Origin of the sequence: Halorubrum salinum (assembly GCF_024494575.1) — an archaeon.
Lineage (GTDB): Archaea > Halobacteriota > Halobacteria > Halobacteriales > Haloferacaceae > Halorubrum > Halorubrum salinum.
Genome location: NZ_JANHDO010000002.1, coordinates 313,063 through 331,486 on the forward strand (window position 1 = coordinate 313,063; position 18,424 = coordinate 331,486).

Sequence of the window (18,424 nt, forward strand, 5' to 3'; positions counted from 1 at the left end):
GTCGGGCGTCGGGTGACCTTGATGTCGGCCGACTTGGAGGCCGGCGGGGTCGCCGATGAGGGACCGACGCTCTATGCGGCGCGGCGTTCCTTCGCCTTCGGGCGGAGCTTCGTGTAGCCGCACTTGCGGCAGCGGTCGGCGTCGGGAGAGTTGCGGGCGTTACAGCGCATGCAGATGTGTCGATCGAGGTTGCGGCGTTCCGCGGCGTCGAAACTGGCCATACGACTACTGTCGTGGCGACGCTGTAAAAGCTTGCGAGACGCGGCCGGTCGCGACGGACCGCGTCTGACTGTCCGGCTACGCGCCCGCCTCGGCGAGCGCCGCTTCGATATCCTCTCGCTGTGTGACGCCCACGAACCGATCGACGACGCCGTCGTCGTTCTCGACGATCAGCGTCGGAAGCGATCGCACCTGATACTGGTTGGCGACGTCCTGCTCCTCGTCGACGTTCACCTTCTGGAGTTCGAAGGCGTCGCCGAGGTCCTCCTGAATCTCCTCGAGGATCGGGTCCTGCGTCTTACACGGGCCACACCAGTCTGCGTGAAAATCCAGCAGTCGAACAGTCATTATCCGCCGCAACGTACCGTCGCACCGCGCATAAGGGTTTCCCACTCGTGCGTCTCCGAGTACAGGACCGCCGACCACGGGACCGCGAGCCCTCGGCTGCGGCCCGCGGACCCGGAGCCGAGCGCACGGCGGCCGATGACGACTCCGGGACGCGAGCGAAACGTTTAGAACGCGGTGAGACCCATCGAGAGGTATGAGCAGTGGCTCCAACTCCGGCGGCCTGATGTCGAGTGCGGGACTGGTCCGCTACTTCGACAACCAAGGCCGAGACGCGATCACGATGAACCCGAAGACCGTCCTCGCCTTCTGCGTCCTCTTCGGCGTCTTCGTCCAGATCCTCTCTCTGACGGTCGCGTAGCGCGCCCTTTTTGCCCGTCCCCGACGGATAGGCGGCCATGCAAGCAGGCGTCATCGCCGTGCAGGGCGACGTGGCCGAACACGCCGAGGCCGTCCGGAACGCCGCGGCCGCCCACGACGAGCCGGTGGACGTCGTCGAGATCAGGGACGCGGGACTCGTGCCCGACTGCGACGCCCTCCTCGTCCCGGGCGGCGAGTCGACGACGATATCGCGGCTCCTCCATCGGGAGGGCATCGCCGCCGAGATCCGCGACCACGTCGCGGCCGGCAAGCCCGTGCTCGCGACCTGCGCCGGCCTCATCGTCTGCGCTCGCGACGCGAAAGACGACCGCGTCGACCCGCTCGGGCTCGTCGACGTCTCGGTCGACCGGAACGCGTTCGGGAGACAGAAGGACTCCTTCGAGGCGGCGCTGTCGGTCGACGGACTCGTCGACCCGTTTCACGCCGTGTTCATCCGCGCGCCGCTCATCGACGACGTCGGCCCGGACGTCGAGGTCCTCGCGGCCGTCGACGGTCGGCCGGTCGCGGTGCGGGACGGCCCCGTCCTCGCCACCGCGTTCCACCCGGAACTCACCGACGACTCGCGGATCCACGACCTCGCCTTCTTCCCGGAACGGGAGGTGGTGGCGTGAGCGATCCCGCTGCCACCGACGAGGGCGATAGCGTCCCTGACGAGGCCGCCCTCGACGAGCTGTTCGCCACCATCGAGTCACGGAAGGCGGAGCTCCCGGAGGGGTCGTACACGGCGTCGCTTTTCACCCACGAGAAGGGCGAGAACGCGGTGTTAGAGAAGATCGGCGAGGAGTCGACGGAGACGATCCTCGCCGCGAAAGACGACGACCTCGACGAACTCACCTACGAGAGCGCCGACCTCGTCTATCACTTGCTGGTGCTGCTCGCCATGAAGGACCTCGACATCGACGATCTCCGCGACGAGCTGCGGGATCGGTTCTAGCGTCGCCCGGCGAGCCGACGCTGCACCGCGTCAGAAGACTTATTCGCCGCTGCGGTCGTGGACGATGCAATGACCGACCGCACCGACGGCGTCGCTCGCCGGTCCGTCCTCGGCTCGCTCGCCGGTGCGGGCACCGTCGTCGTCTCCGGCTGCGCGGGCGACCCGAGCGATCGGACGGAAGACGACGCGGCGGGTGAATCGCCCGCCTCGGGGAGTGAATCCCCCGACTCGGAGACGACCGCGATGGATCCCGACGCCCTCGACGAACTCGCCTCTCGGTTCGCGCCGACGCTGTACTTCGACTCCGCGGAGCCGTGGTTCCCGACCGACCCGCGACCGTACACCACGGAAGAGGACGGCGATACCGTCGTTGACGGGTTCGAGGCGTTCGACGGGTATCACGAGCGCTACGACGAGGCCGGCGTCCCGCCCGACCCGACCGTCTTCTATCACGGCGTCCGATACGAGGACTCGCCGCTCGCGGTCGTCCAGTTCTGGTTCTACTCCGCGTTCGACCAGTTCACGGCGAACTTCCACTGGCACGACTGGGAGGTGCTCCACGTGTTCGTCGACCTCGACACCGGCGAGCCGCAGCTGTACGTCGCCAGCTCGCACTCTCGAAGCGTCCCGAACAACGAGTTCCTCGACCCGGACCCCGACCGCGTCCCTCGGATCCTCACCGAACTCGGCTCACACTCCAGCACGCTGTCGGTCAACGACGTCCCGGACCGATTCCAGCGCGTCGGCGGCGACGGCCTGCTCGCCGATATCACGAACGCGACGGTCGACACGATAGAGGACGTACTCGGCGTCCCGATCGCGTACGGGCTCCCCCGCGACGAGGGGATGCGGCTCCCGTTCGTCGTCCCCGAGTACGAGGGAGAGCCGATCTACGACCACCCCGACCTCCCCGCCGTGACCGCCGACTCGCTGGTCGACGAGGCGCTCACGATTCGCTCGCTCGACGCCCTCGCCGCGCCGCCGACGGACCTCTCGCTCCGAGAGACGGGCGTCGCGTTCCGTCACCGGGACCGAGACGACCCGGAGGCGACCGACGTCGCCGAGTCGGTCGTCACCTACGATCTCGTCGAAACGGCCGAATTAGAGGGGATATCGGCCTTTACGGGCCCGCAACTCAGCTTCGAGTTCGCGGTTCCGGAGGCCGTCGAAGACGCGGTCGCGAGCCACATTACGACGACCGGCGTGCCGTGGGAACAGCCACGGTACGAGAATCCGGCCGTCGACGTCAGCGCCGGAAACCACCGCGCGGAGATCGCTGACCGATACGAGGCCGTCGCCGACGAGGCGGGGATCGGAGGCGAGGCCGCGGCCGCGTTCGACGGGCTCGTCGCCCGCGTCACGGAGGCGATCGAGAGCGCCGAGGCTCCCGACGGCGAGGGGCTGACGGTGACCGAGGCGACCGTCGAGTCGGTCGTGTTGATCGAGAGCGACCCCGAGATGGTCCCGACGTTCGGCGGCGTCGCCGTCGCCGAGGGCGTCTCGGAGGGCGAGCATCGCATCACGGTCAACGGCGCGGGACGGACGCCGCACAGCGAGCGGCTGCGCGTCGAATCCGACGAGGCGACCACCGCCGGCGTCGAGGGCGATATCCCGCTCGTCGCCCGCGAAGACGCGACCCGAGTCGAGATCGGCGAGGCGGCCGGCGAGACCGAACTGGCGCGCGCCGCGCTCGAAGACGACTTCGCCGGGCGGATCTACGACTCCGCGGTCGAGGGAACCGACGCGGTGTACGTCCACGCGGGCGGCGCGTACACGGCCGAGGTGCGCGACACGGCGGCTGAGATCGGCGCGTACCGGGTCACTCCGTCGGTCGACGACGCCGGGGCGGAAACCGGTTCGCCGATCCGGATCGAGCGTCCCGAGACGGGCGCGGCCTCGCTGGCCGGGTTCGTCGCCGACGTCGCCGAGGAGACCCGCGCAGAGGTTGCCGCGGTCGCGGCGACCGAGGACGACGAAAGCGATGACGGTGACGACGCCACGCGCGCTGACGCCGGAAACGCGGGCGGCGGCGACGCCGGCGGCCCGTCGAACGCCGTCACCGGTCTCGAACGCGCGCTCGCGGCCGCGGTCGAGGCGGCCGAGCGCGCCGAGGCGCGGGCCCGCGAGGGCGACGCGCCGGGCGTGACCCGGCAGTTGGAGGCGGTCGCAGACCGGATCGCGCGGATCGAAGAGCGGTTGGCCGCGGCCCGGGAGGGGCTCCCGCCGGGGCTCGCGACGGCGACCGAGAACCGGATGGCACAGGCGACGCGACGCGTCGAACAGGCGCAGTCGGCGGGGTCGCTGTAGCCGGGCGACGAGCGGAGTGTCGCCGTCGCCGCCGGCGGTGGTCGCGGGAGACGCGTCTCGTCGGTGTTCGGGATCTCAGCGGAAGGAATCCGCGCTCGTATCGGTCGACAAAAAAGCGATCGAGAGACGCGTCCGATTACAGCGGCTCGATCAGTTCGACGGCGTGTCCGTCGGGGTCTTTCACGAACGCCGTCCGCGCGCCGGCGGCGGGCTGGTCGCCCGGCTCCTTCACGACGCCGTGGTGGTCGATCGCCTCGAACGTCTCGTCGACGTCGTCGACGCCGACGGCGACGTGGTCGTAGCGGTCGCCGTCGTCGCTCGGCGTCTCGCCGTCGGTGTCGGACAACTGGAACTCCACGCCCGCGTCGTCGGCGACGTACACGTTGCGCGTGTCGCCGTCCTCGGTCGTGAACTCCCACGAGCGCTCGAACCCGAGCTGTTCGACGTACCAGTCGGCCGTTCGGTCCGCGTCTTCGACGTTGAGACACGTGTGGAGTATCTCCATGCGTCGCCGTCTCGCGGGGAGGACAATAAATCCCGACGAACCGCGCCGCAGAGAGACGCGCCCGCGATCCGGCAGCGACGACGACTCGGTAGTCCGATGGGAACGCGCGCTCGCCCGGGAACCGGGCGATGGCGACGAGAATGGTAACTCGGTATCATATTCATTTTTAACAAAGGATTTATTCGCTCCGTACCGCCCAGTAGTAACATGGCAACTGAGCCCACGCGGGGGAATGACTTCACCGACCTCGACACGTCGTCTGCCGCGCTCGGTCACGACCGGCCGGACGTAGCCGCATTCAGGGAACTAGCGTCCGATCTCCGGGCACACGTCGACGGCGACGTCCAGTTCGACGAGTACGCCCAGGTCCTGTACGCCACCGACGGCAGCATCTATCAGGCGCGGCCGGCCGGCGTCGTGACGCCGCGCTCCGTCGAGGACGTCCAGGAGACGATGCGGGTCGCGGCCGACCACGGCGTCCCCGTCATCCCGCGAGGCGCGGGCTCCTCGCTCGGCGGGCAGACGGTCGGTCCGGGCTGTGTCGTGCTCGATTTCACGCCGAACATGGACGAGATCGTCGAGGTTCGTCCCGACGACCGCCGTGCGGTGGTCCAGCCCGGCGTGGTCCAGGACCACCTCGACGACCGGCTCGCGGAGGACGGGCTGAAGTTCGCGCCCGACCCGGCATCGTCGGCGCGCGCGACGGTCGTCGGCGGCATCGGCAACAACTCTACGGGCGCGCACTCGGTCCGCTACGGGATCACCGACGCGTACACCGAGGAACTGAAAGTCGTGCTCGCGGACGGCTCGCTCATCCACACCCGCGAGGTCGTCCTCGACTCGCCGGAGTACGAGGAGATCGTCTCCGGCGACGGTCAGGAGGCCGCGCTCTACGAGACGACACGCCAGCTCGTCGAAGACAACCAGGGAGAGATCGACGACAAGTACCCGAACCTCAAGCGGTCGGTGTCGGGATACAACCTCCACAAGGTGATCTACGAGAACGACGACGGCGAGGAGGTCATCAACCTCTCGAAGCTGTTCGTCGGCGCGGAGGGCACGCTCGGCACGATCGTCGAGGCCGAGGTGTCACTCGTCACCCGCCCCGAGGAGACGGCGCTCGCGCTGTACACCTTCGATTCGCTCGTCGACGCGATGCAGGCCGTCCCGGAGGCGCTGGAGTTCCCGGTGAGCGCGGTCGAGCTGATGGACGACGAGGTGTTCTCGCTGGCGGCCGGCTCACAGGAGTTCGCGCAGTACGCGGAACCCATCCCGGACCGAGCCGCCGCGGCGCTCATGCTGGAGTGGGACTCCGAGCTCGTCGACGACTTCGAGTCGGCGATCGCGGATACGAACGCGCACTTCGTCGACGAGGGTGACGCCTTCGACGTGATCGAGGCGTACACCGAGGAGGACCAGGCGGACATCTGGAAGCTCCGGAAGGCGGCGATCCCGCTTCTGATGGGCATGAAAGGCGACCCCAAGCCGTACCCGTTCATCGAGGACGCGACGGTGCCGCCGGAGGAGTTGGCCGAGTACGTCGGCCAGTTCGAGGAGGTGCTGAAAGACCACGGCACGTCCGCGGCGTACTTCGCACACGCCGGCTCCGGAACGCTCCACATCCGTCCGATCCTCTCGTTGAAAGAGGAGGAGGGCGTCGAGAAGATGCACTCCATCTCCGAGGACGTCACCGACCTCGTCTTAGAACATCACGGCTCGTTCTCCGGCGAGCACGGCGACGGCCTCGCGCGCACCGAGTTCAATCCGAAGATGTACGGCGAGGACCTGTGGGGCGCGTTCCAGGAACTCAAGTCGACGTTCGACCCCGAGTGGCGGATGAACCCGGGCAAGGTCGTCTACGTCGACGGCGACACCGCGGACGAGCGCGGATACCCCGACACCGCGGCCGACACCGACATGCGCGAGAACCTCCGGTACGGGCCGGCCTACGAATCCATCGAGCCGCAGACCGCGCTCGACTTCGAGGACGAGGGCGGCTTTTCGCACCTCGTCGAGCTGTGTAACGGCTGTGGCACCTGTCGGGAGACGGACTCCAACGTGATGTGTCCGACCTACCGCGCCTCCGAGGAGGAGATACAGGCGACGCGCGGCCGCGCCAACATGCTCCGGGCCGCCATCAGCGGGGAGCTGGACGAAGACGAGATCCACTCGGACCGCTTCCAAGAAGAGGTTCTCGGCCTCTGTGTCGGCTGTAAGGGCTGTAAGAGCGACTGTCCGACGGGCGTCGACCTCGCGAAGCTGAAAGCCGAAGTGAAACACGAACACCACGAGGAGGAGGGATCGGGGCTCCGCGAGCGGATCTTCCGCGACATCGACCGGTTCTCGGCGCTCGGGAGCACCCTCGCGCCGATCTCGAACGCGGCGTCGAAGGTTCCCGGTGCCCGCGCGGTGATGGACGCGGTCGCGGGGATCGCGCCCGACCGCGAGCTGCCGACCTTCCGCTCGACCAGCTTCGAGGAGTGGTTCGAGTCTCGCGGCGGCTCGACGGTGTCCGCCGCGGACGCGACCGACACCGTCGTGTTGTTCCCGGACACCTACACCAACTACAGCTACCCGGCGGCGGGGAAGGCGGCCGTCGAGGTGCTGGAGTCGGCCGGCGTCCGCGTCGAGGTTCCGGACGACCTCGCGCCCTCCGGCCGGGCGGCGTTCTCGACCGGCTTCCTCGACGACGCCCGCGAGCGCGCCGAGACCAACGTCGAGAAGCTCGCGCCGCGAGTCCGCGACGGCCAGTCGGTCGTCTTCGTCGAGCCCTCCGACGCGGTCATGTTCCAGGACGAGTACCTCGACCTGCTCGACGGCGAGGACGTGGAGGCCGTCTCCGCGGCCGCCTACGGCGTGTTAGAGTACCTCGACGTCGGTCGCGTCGACGAGCAGTTGGCGTTCGACGCGCCGGCCGAGACGCTCACGTACCACGGACACTGCAACCAGAAGGCGACGAACAAGGACCACCACGCGGTCGGCGTGATGCGGCGCGCGGGCTACGACGTCGACCCGCTCGACTCCTCGTGTTGCGGGATGGCGGGATCCTTCGGCTACGAGTCGGAGCACTACGACATCTCGAAGGCGATCGGCCGGATCCTCTTCGATCAGGTCGACGAGAGTTCCGGCGACACCGTGACCGCGCCGGGCGCGTCCTGTCGGTCCCAGCTCGGTGACCGCGAGGGCGAGACGGAGAACCCGCCGCACCCGATCGAGAAGGTCGCCGAGGCGGTGACCGGTCCAGCGGGAACCGCGCAGGCCGGATCGGCCGACGCGGCACCCGCGGACGACTGAGCGCCGACGACGCCCGCTCCGTCGGCGATCGCTTGCGATCGAACGACGGGCGGCCGTGATCGACGACGGGCGGCCGTGATCAATGGCGGTCGCTCGCGATCGACGATGAGAGGGTCGGGTTCGGGTACGCGGACGGTTTCGACTGGAGATCCGCGACCGGTCGATTCGACTGGAGATCGGCCGCCCCAGTGTTCGACTGGAGATCGTCATCGGCCTCGATTTTGTCGCCCCGAACACCCTCTCCGGCGGTTTCGCGAACGCTCCGACAGGGGTTTCGGTCGCGCGTTCGGGGGCGGTCCGGGTCCGACCGGATGGAAAGCTATACGACGCCGTCCCGACCACGAGTATATAAGCAGATGTCTCACGAGGGTTACGACCACACCGCGGTCGAAGAACGGTGGCAGGCGGCCTGGGCGGAGGCCGACGCGTACCGAACGCCGGACGAGGTTGACGACCCAACCTACGTGTTGGGGATGTACCCGTACCCGTCCGGGAAACTCCACATGGGCCACGTCCGCAACTACACGATTACGGACGCGTACGCCCGGTACCGCAGAATGCGCGGCGACGACGTGCTCCACCCGATGGGGTGGGACGCGTTCGGCCTCCCGGCCGAGAACGCCGCGAAGGAGCGCGACACCAACCCCCGCGACTGGACGTTCGACTGCATCGACACGATGCGCGGACAGATGCGGTCGATGGGATTCGGCTATGATTGGGACCGCGAGATCACAACCTGCGTCCCCGAGTACTACGAGTGGAACCAGTGGCTCTTCTCGCGATTCGCCGACGCCGACCTCGTCGAGCGGCGCGACGCCGAGGTGAACTGGTGTCCATCCTGTGAGACCGTCCTCGCGGACGAGCAGGTGGAGGGCGACGCCGAACTGTGCTGGCGGTGTGACACGCCCGTCGAGACCCGCGACCTCGACCAGTGGTTCCTGAAAATAACCGAGTACGCGGACGAACTCCTGGAGGCCATAGACGACTTGGAAGGATGGCCGAACTCGGTGCGCCAGATGCAGCGCAACTGGATCGGGCGACAGTACGGGACGACGCTGGACTTTGCTATCGAGGAGCACGGCTCCGTCGAGGCGTTCACCACCCGCGTGGACACGATCTTCGGCGCGACGTTCTTCGCGCTCGCGCCGGATCATCCCATCAGCGAGGAGCTGGCGGAGGCGGACGACGCGGTCCGCCGCTTCATCGAGGAGGAGGCCGACCCCGACGGCGACGAGCCGAACGGTGTCGAGACGGGTCTCACCGCCACGAACCCCGTCACGGGCGAGGAGATACCCGTCTTCGTCGCCGACTTCGTCCTCTCGGACGTTGGGACGGGCGCGCTGATGGCCGTGCCCGGCCACGACGAGCGCGACCACGCCTTCGCGGAAAAGATGGGCGTCGACATCGAGCCCGTGGTCGCGCCGGAGCCCGACGACTGGGACGGGGAGGCGGTCCCAGACGCGCCCGACGTGGGCGACGAGCCGTTCACCGACGACGGCGTGCTCGTCAACTCCGGCGCGTACAGCGGTCTCGACAGCGACACGGCCCGTGAGCGGCTGACCGAGGACATCGAGAGCGCCGCGGAGAGCACCCAGTACCAGCTTCGCGACTGGGGGATCTCCCGTCAGCGCTACTGGGGGACGCCGATCCCGGTCGTCCACTGCGACGACTGCGGCCCCGTGCTCGTCCCGGACGAGGACCTCCCGGTCGAGCTACCCGAGTTCATCAACACGACCGGAAACCCCCTCGACGCGGCCGAGGAGTGGAAGGAGACGACCTGTCCGGAGTGCGGCGCGCAAGCGACCCGCGAGACGGACACGATGGACACGTTCGTCGACTCCTCGTGGTACTTCCTGCGGTACGTCTCGCCGGACCTGGCCGACGCGCCCTTCGATCTGGACCGCGCCAACGACTGGATGCCGGTCGACCAGTACGTCGGCGGCATCGAACACGCCGTGATGCACCTGCTTTACTCTCGCTTTTTCACCAAGGTGCTCGCCGACGAGGAGGGGCTCGAACACCGCGAGCCGTTCACGAACCTGCTCGCGCAGGGAATGGTGCAGCTTGACGGCGAGAAGATGTCCAAATCGAAGGGGAACACGGTCTCGCCCCAGCGCATCGTCGAGGAGTACGGCGCGGACACCGCGCGGCTGTTCATGATGCAGGCGGCCCAGCCCGAGCGCGACTTCGACTGGAGCGAGGAGGGCGTCAAGTCGACGCACCGGTTTTTGGCCCGGCTCTCCGACCTCGTCGAGGAGTACGCCGCAGGCGACGTCGAGACGGCCGGATCCGATGCGGTCGAGCCGGGCGACGCGGCCGACGCCAGCGACTCGTCTCCCGACCGCGAGACGATCGACGAGTACGTCGCGGCCGAGACCGACGCCGCCGTCGCCATCGCCGGCGACGAGTACGACGACCTAACGTTCAACGTCGCGTTACGCGAGGCACAGGACTTGGTGGGGACGCTTCGGAGCTACCGCGAGCACGCCGAACCGCACCCCGAGATATACGAGCGGAGTCTCGACGTCGCCGTTCGGCTGCTCGCGCCCGTCGCGCCGCACCTCGCGGAGGAGCTGTGGGAGACGCTCGGTCGCGACGGGCTCGTCGTCGACGCCGACTGGCCGGCCGCGACCGCCGACCGCGAGACGGTCGAGCGCCGCCGCAGACTGGTGGCGAACACCCGCGAGGACGTGCGCGACATCGTCGACGTCGCCGGGATCGACGACCCCGAGCGGATCGACGTCGTCGTCGCGCCCGGCTGGAAGTACGACGCCCTCGAACTCGCGCTCGACAGCGACGCCGACAACCTCATCTCCGAACTCATGCAGGAGTCACACATCCGCGAACGGGGCGACGCAGCCGCCGACTACGGGCAGGACCTGCAGGCGAACCGCGAGGCGCTACGGGAGACGCTCGCCGGCGACGACGAGTTCGACGCGCTCCGCGCGGCCGCGTGGCTGATCGAGCGGGAGTTCGACGCCCCGGTGCGAGTCGAGCGCGCCGCCGACGCCGACGAGAGCGTCGTCCGGAAGGCGGAGCCGGGTCGTCCCGCGATCGACATCGCCGAGTAGCCGCGGACCCGCACACTTACGCCGGCGACGGTCGAGGCTCAGACGAATGGTGGCCGTCGAGAAGTACCAGAGCGTGCTCGTCGCGGCAGCCGTCCTCGGCGGGTTAGCGCTCGGGCAGGTGTCCGGCGTTCCGCCGGTCGCGGACGCGCTCCTCCTCCCGTTTCTGATGGTGATGCTGTTCGCGTCGTTCACGGGAGTCCCGCTGTCGCGGCTCCGCGCCGCGTTCGGAAACCGACGCGTCCTCGGATCGAGCCTCCTCGTCAACTTCCTCTGGAGCCCGCTTCTGGCCGTCGGACTGGGTGCCGTCTTCCTCCGCGACCAGCCGGCGCTGTGGGTCGGGCTCATCATGCTGCTTGTCACGCCGTGTACCGACTGGTACCTGATCTTCACCGACATCGCCGGCGGCGACGTGCCCCTCGCGACCTCGCTTCTCCCCTATAACCTCGTGTTACAGCTCCTCTTGTTGCCCGTGTACCTGTACGTCTTCGCGGGGGCGCTCGTCGAGTTGCCGGTGAGGTTGCTGGCGGAGAGCGTCGTGCTCGTGTTGGTCGTCCCGCTCACGCTCGGGGGAGCGACTCGGTGGGGGCTGATCCGGTGGCGGAGTCGGCGGTGGTTCGACCGGCGGTTCCTCCCGACGCTGGGGCCGACACAGATCGTCGCTTTGAGCCTCGCGATCGGCGCGATGTTCGCCTCGCAGGGCGGAGTCATCGTCGAGAATCCGCGGCTGCTCGCGTTGATGGCGGTCCCCGTGATCGCCTTCTACGCGATCAACCTCGGTGTGGGGGTCGCCGTCGGCCGCGCGCTCGACTTCTCGTACGGAGAGCTCGTCTGTTTCAACAACACGATATTATCGAGAAACTCGCCGACCGCGCTCGCGATCGCCGTCGTCGCGTTTCCGAACGAGCCGCTCGTTCCGCTGGCGCTCGTGATCGGTCCGCTGCTGGAGCTTCCGCTGTTGGGGGCCGTCGCGCAGTTGCACGCGGCGATCAGCGAGCGCGGGTGGTGGGCCGGCGCTCGCTGAAAGAGAACGCGCGATCGATCGATAGAGCGCTCTATAGGCCTCCATACCGCTCCGAAGCAACGACTAAACCGGTACCGCTCGGACACCGAGTCGTGACCCGACACAGCGAGCAGCCGACCCACCGAGTCGCGTTCGTCTGCGTCCAGAACGCCGGACGGAGTCAGATGGCTGCCGCGCTCGCCGAGCGCGAGCGCGCCCGTCGCGACGCGGCCGACCGGATCGAGATCGTGACGGGCGGAACGCGGCCCGCAGACCGCGTCCACGACGTCGTCGTCGAGGCGATGGCGGAACTGGACATCGACTTGAGCGACCGGACCCCACGGGAAGTAACGCCCGACGAGCTACGTGCGATGGATCTCGTCGTCACGATGGGCTGTTCGGCCTCCGACGTCTGCCCGGCGGCGTGGAACGGAGAGAGCCGCGACTGGGGGCTCGACGACCCGGACGATAAGCCCCTCGAGGCGGTCCGAGCGATCCGCGACGAGATCGACGACCGCGTCGCCGCCCTGTTCGACGATCTCGTCTCTGAGACGCCGTCCGCGGAGTGACGGCGCACTCGCCGCCCTTCGAGCGGCGACCGCGTCGACTTCGGTGTCGCCGGCGCACCCTTTATACCACCGGGAGCGTAAGCGGCGTGTATGCCCCAGTGTGAGATGTGTGGTGCCGAGCAGGCCTCGCTGACGACGACGAAGGTCGAAGGCGCCGAGCTGGAGCTCTGCAGTTCGTGTACGGACTTCGGCACGGAGGTCCGCGACGAGTCCACGAGCTCCGGCGGCAGCAAGTACTCCACGAGTTCAGACACCGGGACGTCGTCTTCGTCGTCTTCCGCTTCGTCCTCGTCGTCTTCGTCCGGACAGTCGACCCGTCCCCGAGACATGTTCGACGACATGGACGAGATCGCGACGGACTACGACGAACGCATCCGCGCGGCCCGCGAATCGAGCGGTCTGAGCCAGGAGGAGCTCGCCGACCAGCTCAACGAGAAGGCGAGTCTCATCCGGAAACTCGAACGCGGCGACACCCTTCCCACGGACGATGTCCAGCGCAAGCTCGAACGCGCGCTCGACATCTCGCTCGTCGAGGGAGAGTCCGTCGACGACGCCGACTGGGACTCCGGTGACGCGGGGACCATGACGCTCGGCGACGTGGTCAAGCGAAAGGACTGATCCGTCGCGACGGCTTACCGGCTTCGGCCGGTGTCGTCGTTCTCGTCGGCGTTGTCGCTCCCGTCGGCGTTGTCGTCCTCGCCGGTGTTGTCCCGTCTGTTCGCCTCGCCGTTCTCGCGCGCATCGTCGGCCGCCGGTCCGTACTCCTCCGTCAGGTAGTCGATGATCTCGTCTACCGTCTCCGGGTCGTAGCTCCAGAACCCGTAGAACTCACCGGACGCGCGCTCCTCGGCGAGGAGCGCGCACTTCGCCTCGTCGAGTCCGCCGCCGTCGTAGGCGACGAACCACGTCTCGCGGATCTCGGCCGTGCGCCCGACGTGGACCGTGTAGTGCTCGACGTCCGGCGCGTTCCCCTCGTCGGCCGCGTACGCGTGCACGTCGAGGTCCGTCTTCTCCCCGAGCACGTCGTAGGTGTCCGTCTCGCCGGTGAGCACGTCGAGCGTCTGGAACCCCGCGTGGAGTTCGCCGTCGCCGACGCGCCACGCGCGGTCTTCGATCTCGCGGGAGGCCGACACCATGTCCGCCCGGGAGTACGAGGTGAACATCGTCTCGTCGAGGTGATCGAGGACCGCCCTCCCGGCCCGCGGGGTCCCGTCGCGTCGCGATTCGCCGGCGTCGCCGCCGCCTCTCGGTGGACCGGATCCGGGGAGGAGTTCGTCGACGCCGACCGCGGTGACGAACTCGCCGTCCCGAGCCAAGACGGCGAACGCCTCGGGACCAGCGGCGCTCCGTTCGTCGACGATCCGAATGTTGCGGTCCGCGAAGTGATCCCGGAGCGCGTCCGTCTCCGCGGCGTCGGCGTTGTAGACGATCAGCGTGGCCTCGTGAGCTTCCACGCCCGCGATGAGCTCGATGAGGGACATCTTCGTCCGCACCCACAGTACCGGGGTATAAGGTCGTTTATGCTCTCGGGGGTGCGCCGAGCGCAGACGAACCGAGCACGTCGGCGGTGGTGCGTCGAATCTCCGCCTTCGACACCGTCTGACACAGTCGGCCGATAGACGGGAACTCGGCTGAGAACTCCGTCGTCCCACGCGTTGTCTCCGCGGGATCTGCGTGACTGGTGTCTCTAGGTAATCGGCGTGGACGTTTGTTTCGGCGAACCGGCATTCGGGTGCCGGTTCCGTCGATAGGGTACCGTCCTCTGTGCCGTCGAAAATATTTTGACATGAAACGTCGATATGACAGCCATGGTTACGTGTCCAAGCTGTGGTGACACAGTCGATAACAGCCAGGACTTCTGCCGGAACTGCGGCGAATCAGTCGAAGAGATTGAGCAGGTCTCAGGCGACGAAATCAGAATTCATCTCAAAGATCAGGAAGTTCCGCTTAAATGCAATCGGGCCGACTACAATCAACAGGGCGAGTGGATCAAAGCACAGATGAAAGACGGGAGCTCCCGGCTGTACCCGCGCGATAGAATCGAGTACATCGAAGCTCCGAACCCACTGGACAAACTGACTTCGCTGAACCTGAACGAAGAGATCCCCAAGTTGGAAATGAAAGAGGTGAGTACCTGGAGTTCGACGGCACGCTTCCTCAACAGTATCACCGGCGGAGACAGTTAGCGTCGGATCGGCACGCCGGATCGAATCGGTCGAGACTCACGACATCTTCGCCACGGACTGGTTCCCCTTCTTACTCCAGCGACGGGTGAGCAGGTACAGCGGACCGACCAAGATTACGGCCTGTAGTAGCCCGCCCAACACCGCAGCCCCCGCGAGCGTCCCCGGTGCCCCCGCGGACAGCACGGGAACCAGCGCCACGGCCGTCGAGAGGACGGTGAAGGCAGCGACGATGTACATGATGTATTTCGTCCACTTCGCTCGCTTTTGATACTTCGCGCCGGGATTGTATCCACAGGCGGCACACTCCGTGGCGTCTGCGTCGACTGCCCCTCCACACGAAGCACACATCGCCGGTCGGGTGGCACCGCACTCCCTACAGGTATCGCCGTTTATTCGACCACCGCACTCCGGGCAGTAAGAACTGGGCGTCTCGCAGTTCTCACACAGCCACGCCTCTTCGGCAACAGACGTGCCGCAACTCGAACACTGCTCGTCGATGTGTCCGCACTCCGGGCACTGATTCCCCTGAGAAACCTCCGTTCCACATTGTGGACAGTAGTAGGACATTTTTGTCGTAGGGTCGATGAAATCTGTGTAATCCAACCGGAAGATACAGTTAAAAAGTTTTGTTTGTTAGTTGATCTAACAGGAACTTGAGGAAGCACTAGCCGCTTTTCGGAGAACAGCATCGAACACGCGTCCTCTCGACACGGCTCACTGTCACGGGGTTCGTCGGGAACGACCCCGAAGCACGAACCTATTTGCGGCCGCGGGCCTCCCCTGTGAACATGTTCATCCTGGTGAACCTCAAGGCGTACCCCTGTGACCCGATCGAGGTAGCGACGGCCGCTCGCGACGTCGCCGAGGCGTCCGGCGCGCGGATCGCGGTCTCGCCGCAGGCCGCCGACATCGCCCGCGTCGCGGACACCGGCGTCGAGACGTGGTCCCAGCACGTCTCGCCGAACGCCCACGGCTCGCACACCGGCTCGACGCTCGCCGAGGCGGTCGCCGACAACGGCGCTGCCGGCACCCTGATAAACCACTCCGAAAACCGGCTCAAACTCGCCGACATCGACGGCTCTGTGCGCGCGGCCGAGCGCGCCGACCTGGAGACCGTCGTCTGCGCCAACAATCCCGCGCAGGTCGGTGCGGCCGCGGCGCTCTCGCCCGACGCCGTCGCCGTCGAGCCGCCGGAACTCATCGGCGGCGACGTCTCCGTCTCGACCGCGGACCCGGGGATAGTCGAGGACGCGGTCGCGGCCGCGGACGCGGTCGACCCCGACGTCGACGTGTTCTGCGGCGCGGGCGTCTCGACCGGCGAGGACGTGACCGCCGCCGGCGACCTCGGTGCCTCGGGCGTCCTGCTCGCCTCGGGCGTCGCGAAGGCGGACGACCCGGAGGCGGTGCTCGAAGACCTCGTCAGCGGACTCTGAGTTTCCGCACCGCTCGCAACGGTGGGCCGCGTTCCCCGTCGCTGCCGGACTGCGCGCGCCCCGCCGGCTGCTGCGCTTGCGGATCTGTATAAAGACATCGATGTGACGGACTCACACGATCCGCAAATCGCACGACGTGAGTGGGTTCGGTGTCGCGACCGGATCGCGGCGTCTAGTAACCTTTAACCGACACAAGCCGCTACCTGTGGGCAAGATGGCGAGCAACAAGATTCTCGGTATCGACCTCGGTACCACCAACTCCGCCTTCGCGGTCATGGAGGGCGACGAGCCCGAGATCATCGCGAACGCGGAGGGCGACCGGACCACGCCGTCCGTCGTCGCGTTCGCCGACGACGACGAGCGACTCGTCGGGAAGCCGGCCAAGAATCAGGCCGTCCAGAACCCGGACCGCACGATCCAGTCGATCAAGCGGCACATGGGCGAGGACGACTACACCGTCGAGATCGGCGACGACGAGTACACGCCGGAGCAGGTCTCGGCGATGATCCTCCAGAAGATCAAACGCGACGCGGAGGAGTATCTCGGCGACGACGTCGAGAAGGCCGTGATCACGGTCCCCGCGTACTTCAACGACAAGCAGCGGCAGGCGACGAAAGACGCCGGCGAGATCGCCGGATTCGATGTCGAGCGCATCGTCAACGAGCCGACCGCGGCCTCGATGGCGTACGGCCTCGACGACGAGTCCGACCAGACCGTCCTCGTGTACGACCTCGGCGGCGGCACGTTCGACGTGTCGGTGCTGGACCTCGGCGGCGGCGTCTACGAGGTCGTCGCCACGAACGGGGACAACGACCTCGGCGGCGACGACTGGGACGAGGCGCTCATCGACCACCTCGCAGAGGAGTTCGAAAACGACCACGGGATCGACCTCCGCGAGGACCGGCAGGCGCTCCAGCGGCTGAAAGACGCCGCCGAGGAGGCGAAAATCGAGCTGTCGAGCAAGAAGGAGACGACGGTCAACCTCCCCTTCATCACCGCGACTGACAGCGGTCCGGTCCACCTCGAACAGTCCGTGACGCGCGCGACCTTCGAGAACCTCACCGGCGACCTGCTAGAGCGCACCGTCGGCCCGACGGAGCAGGCGCTCTCGGACGCCGGCTACGACAAAGGCGACATCGACGAGGTCATCCTCGTCGGCGGCTCCACCCGGATGCCGCAGGTCCAAGAGAAGGTCGAGGAACTGGTCGGACAGGAGCCGAAGAAGAACGTCAACCCCGACGAAGCCGTCGCGCTCGGCGCGGCGGTTCAGGGCGGCGTCCTCTCCGGTGACGTCGACGACATCGTCCTGCTCGACGTGACGCCGCTCTCGCTCGGTATCGAGGTGAAGGGCGGCCTGTTCGAGCGGCTCATCGAGAAGAACACCACGATCCCGACGGAGGAGTCGAAGGTGTTCACGACGGCCGCCGACAACCAGACCTCCGTCAACGTCCGCGTCTTCCAGGGCGAACGCGAGATCGCCGAGGAGAACGAGCTGCTCGGGGCGTTCCAGCTGTCGGGGATCCCGCCGGCACCGGCCGGAACCCCGCAGATCGAGGTCTCGTTTAACATCGACGAGAACGGCATCGTCAACGTCGAGGCCGAGGACCAGGGCTCGGGCAACGCCGAGTCGATCACCATCGAGGGCGGCGTCGGCCTCTCTGACGAGGAGATCGAGGAGATGCAAGAGGAGGCGGAACAACACGCCGAAGAAGACGAGGCTCGCCGCGAGCGCATCGAGGCCCGCAACGAGGCCGAGACGTCCATTCAGCGCGCCGAAACGCTGCTCGAAGAGAACGAGGAGGAACTCGACGCCGACCTCGTCGGCGACATCGAAGCGGCGATCGAGGACGTCGAGGAGACGCTCGAAGACGAGGACGCGGAGACCGAAGAGCTGGAGTCCGTCACCGAGGCGCTCTCGGAGGAGCTCCAGGAGATCGGCAAGCAGATGTACCAAGAGCAGGCGGCGCAGGCCGGTCCGGGCGGCGCCGGCGGCGCGGCAGGCGGTCCCGGCGGCATGGGCGGTATGGGCGGTGCAGGCGGTCCCGGCGGCGCGGGCCCGGGCGGCGCGGCCGACGCGGACGACGAGGAGTACGTCGATGCCGACTTCGAGGACGTCGACGGCGACGACGACGAAGACGACGAGTAGCTGATTCACCCGACCCCGGCGGATCACCACACAC

At 67.5% G+C, this 18,424-nt stretch carries 17 protein-coding genes; 12 read left to right on the top strand and 5 right to left on the bottom strand.

Going from position 1 to position 18,424, the window contains the following annotated elements; translation table 11 throughout:
* Positions 1 to 71: 71 nt before the first annotated feature.
* Both NO930_RS07275 and NO930_RS07280 read right to left on the bottom strand, forming a co-directional pair.
* Positions 72 to 221: a 50S ribosomal protein L40e gene (locus NO930_RS07275; RefSeq protein ID WP_004049145.1), complete on the bottom strand. Its 150-nt coding sequence runs from the start codon at positions 219 to 221 to the stop codon at positions 72 to 74.
* Between the two features lie 76 nt (positions 222 to 297).
* Positions 298 to 567 carry a thioredoxin family protein gene (locus tag NO930_RS07280; RefSeq protein ID WP_092566346.1) on the bottom strand — a complete coding sequence of 90 codons (270 nt, stop codon included), beginning with the start codon at positions 565 to 567 and terminating at the stop codon, positions 298 to 300.
* Positions 568 to 760: 193 nt separating this feature from the next.
* Here NO930_RS07280 and NO930_RS07285 point away from each other — a divergent pair, with 193 nt between their 5' ends.
* The 4 genes from NO930_RS07285 to NO930_RS07300 all read left to right on the top strand — a co-directional run bounded on the left by NO930_RS07285 (position 761) and on the right by NO930_RS07300 (position 4,186).
* Positions 761 to 925: a preprotein translocase subunit Sec61beta gene (locus NO930_RS07285; RefSeq protein ID WP_049984357.1), complete on the top strand. Its 165-nt coding sequence runs from the start codon at positions 761 to 763 to the stop codon at positions 923 to 925.
* A 37-nt stretch (positions 926 to 962) separates the two neighbouring features.
* Entirely contained in the window at positions 963 to 1,556 is a 594-nt protein-coding gene (gene pdxT, locus NO930_RS07290; RefSeq protein ID WP_256402978.1) for a pyridoxal 5'-phosphate synthase glutaminase subunit PdxT, read from the top strand.
* A complete protein-coding gene (gene hisE, locus NO930_RS07295) occupies positions 1,553 to 1,879 on the top strand; it encodes a phosphoribosyl-ATP diphosphatase (protein ID WP_137784587.1) in 327 nt (108 codons plus the stop codon). Before pdxT ends, hisE begins: the two co-directional genes overlap by 4 nt.
* A 69-nt stretch (positions 1,880 to 1,948) precedes the next feature.
* The gene (locus tag NO930_RS07300; RefSeq protein ID WP_256402979.1) at positions 1,949 to 4,186 is read left to right on the top strand and encodes a hypothetical protein; all 2,238 of its coding nucleotides are present in this window, start codon (positions 1,949 to 1,951) and stop codon (positions 4,184 to 4,186) included.
* Positions 4,187 to 4,322: 136 nt separating this feature from the next.
* Here the strand turns inward: NO930_RS07300 and NO930_RS07305 are convergent, their stop codons facing one another.
* A complete protein-coding gene (locus tag NO930_RS07305; protein WP_137782934.1) occupies positions 4,323 to 4,691 on the bottom strand; it encodes a VOC family protein in 369 nt (122 codons plus the stop codon).
* A gap of 207 nt (positions 4,692 to 4,898) precedes the next feature.
* On the opposite strand from NO930_RS07305, the gene NO930_RS07310 reads away from it, so the two are divergent.
* From NO930_RS07310 to NO930_RS07330, 5 genes are all read left to right on the top strand, one after another.
* A complete protein-coding gene (locus tag NO930_RS07310) occupies positions 4,899 to 7,985 on the top strand; it encodes an FAD-binding and (Fe-S)-binding domain-containing protein (RefSeq protein WP_137782935.1) in 3,087 nt (1,028 codons plus the stop codon).
* Between the two features lie 356 nt (positions 7,986 to 8,341).
* Positions 8,342 to 11,056, top strand: coding sequence for a leucine--tRNA ligase (gene leuS / locus NO930_RS07315; protein ID WP_256402980.1), 2,715 nt, complete (start codon positions 8,342 to 8,344; stop codon positions 11,054 to 11,056).
* A gap of 46 nt (positions 11,057 to 11,102) precedes the next feature.
* Positions 11,103 to 12,077: an arsenic resistance protein gene (locus NO930_RS07320; protein ID WP_137782937.1), complete on the top strand. Its 975-nt coding sequence runs from the start codon at positions 11,103 to 11,105 to the stop codon at positions 12,075 to 12,077.
* A 92-nt stretch (positions 12,078 to 12,169) separates the two neighbouring features.
* Positions 12,170 to 12,625, top strand: a complete 456-nt coding sequence (locus NO930_RS07325; protein ID WP_256402981.1) for an arsenate reductase/protein-tyrosine-phosphatase family protein — start codon at positions 12,170 to 12,172, stop codon at positions 12,623 to 12,625.
* Between the two features lie 90 nt (positions 12,626 to 12,715).
* A complete protein-coding gene (locus NO930_RS07330; protein WP_137782939.1) occupies positions 12,716 to 13,243 on the top strand; it encodes a multiprotein bridging factor aMBF1 in 528 nt (175 codons plus the stop codon).
* 14 nt (positions 13,244 to 13,257) lie between these two features.
* Here the strand turns inward: NO930_RS07330 and NO930_RS07335 are convergent, their stop codons facing one another.
* Positions 13,258 to 14,106: a DICT sensory domain-containing protein gene (locus tag NO930_RS07335; RefSeq protein WP_137782940.1), complete on the bottom strand. Its 849-nt coding sequence runs from the start codon at positions 14,104 to 14,106 to the stop codon at positions 13,258 to 13,260.
* Positions 14,107 to 14,433: 327 nt separating this feature from the next.
* Here NO930_RS07335 and NO930_RS07340 point away from each other — a divergent pair, with 327 nt between their 5' ends.
* Positions 14,434 to 14,811, top strand: a complete 378-nt coding sequence (locus tag NO930_RS07340; protein WP_137782941.1) for a zinc ribbon domain-containing protein — start codon at positions 14,434 to 14,436, stop codon at positions 14,809 to 14,811.
* A gap of 36 nt (positions 14,812 to 14,847) precedes the next feature.
* On the opposite strand, the gene NO930_RS07345 is transcribed toward NO930_RS07340, so the two are convergent.
* Positions 14,848 to 15,159 carry a hypothetical protein gene (locus tag NO930_RS07345; RefSeq protein WP_256402982.1) on the bottom strand — a complete coding sequence of 104 codons (312 nt, stop codon included), beginning with the start codon at positions 15,157 to 15,159 and terminating at the stop codon, positions 14,848 to 14,850.
* A gap of 440 nt (positions 15,160 to 15,599) precedes the next feature.
* Here NO930_RS07345 and tpiA point away from each other — a divergent pair, with 440 nt between their 5' ends.
* Both tpiA and dnaK read left to right on the top strand, forming a co-directional pair.
* The gene (gene tpiA / locus NO930_RS07350; protein ID WP_137784447.1) at positions 15,600 to 16,244 is read left to right on the top strand and encodes a triose-phosphate isomerase; all 645 of its coding nucleotides are present in this window, start codon (positions 15,600 to 15,602) and stop codon (positions 16,242 to 16,244) included.
* Between the two features lie 214 nt (positions 16,245 to 16,458).
* Positions 16,459 to 18,390: a molecular chaperone DnaK gene (dnaK, locus tag NO930_RS07355; RefSeq protein ID WP_256402983.1), complete on the top strand. Its 1,932-nt coding sequence runs from the start codon at positions 16,459 to 16,461 to the stop codon at positions 18,388 to 18,390.
* Positions 18,391 to 18,424: the final 34 nt, after the last annotated feature.

What these genes read in the sequence shown, in the direction of transcription:
- NO930_RS07345 (WP_256402982.1), bottom strand. Translation starts at nt 15,159, where the DNA reads ATGTGTGCTTCGTGTGGAGGGGCAGTCGACGCAGACGCCACGGAGTGT.
- NO930_RS07310 (WP_137782935.1), top strand. Translation starts at nt 4,899, where the DNA reads ATGGCAACTGAGCCCACGCGGGGGAATGACTTCACCGACCTCGACACG.
- dnaK (WP_256402983.1), top strand. Translation starts at nt 16,459, where the DNA reads ATGGCGAGCAACAAGATTCTCGGTATCGACCTCGGTACCACCAACTCC.
- NO930_RS07320 (WP_137782937.1), top strand. Translation starts at nt 11,103, where the DNA reads ATGGTGGCCGTCGAGAAGTACCAGAGCGTGCTCGTCGCGGCAGCCGTC.
- NO930_RS07300 (WP_256402979.1), top strand. Translation starts at nt 1,949, where the DNA reads ATGACCGACCGCACCGACGGCGTCGCTCGCCGGTCCGTCCTCGGCTCG.
- NO930_RS07305 (WP_137782934.1), bottom strand. Translation starts at nt 4,691, where the DNA reads ATGGAGATACTCCACACGTGTCTCAACGTCGAAGACGCGGACCGAACG.
- pdxT (WP_256402978.1), top strand. Translation starts at nt 963, where the DNA reads ATGCAAGCAGGCGTCATCGCCGTGCAGGGCGACGTGGCCGAACACGCC.
- NO930_RS07335 (WP_137782940.1), bottom strand. Translation starts at nt 14,106, where the DNA reads ATGTCCCTCATCGAGCTCATCGCGGGCGTGGAAGCTCACGAGGCCACG.
- NO930_RS07285 (WP_049984357.1), top strand. Translation starts at nt 761, where the DNA reads ATGAGCAGTGGCTCCAACTCCGGCGGCCTGATGTCGAGTGCGGGACTG.
- tpiA (WP_137784447.1), top strand. Translation starts at nt 15,600, where the DNA reads ATGTTCATCCTGGTGAACCTCAAGGCGTACCCCTGTGACCCGATCGAG.
- NO930_RS07330 (WP_137782939.1), top strand. Translation starts at nt 12,716, where the DNA reads ATGCCCCAGTGTGAGATGTGTGGTGCCGAGCAGGCCTCGCTGACGACG.
- NO930_RS07280 (WP_092566346.1), bottom strand. Translation starts at nt 567, where the DNA reads ATGACTGTTCGACTGCTGGATTTTCACGCAGACTGGTGTGGCCCGTGT.
- NO930_RS07340 (WP_137782941.1), top strand. Translation starts at nt 14,434, where the DNA reads ATGGTTACGTGTCCAAGCTGTGGTGACACAGTCGATAACAGCCAGGAC.
- NO930_RS07275 (WP_004049145.1), bottom strand. Translation starts at nt 221, where the DNA reads ATGGCCAGTTTCGACGCCGCGGAACGCCGCAACCTCGATCGACACATC.
- leuS (WP_256402980.1), top strand. Translation starts at nt 8,342, where the DNA reads ATGTCTCACGAGGGTTACGACCACACCGCGGTCGAAGAACGGTGGCAG.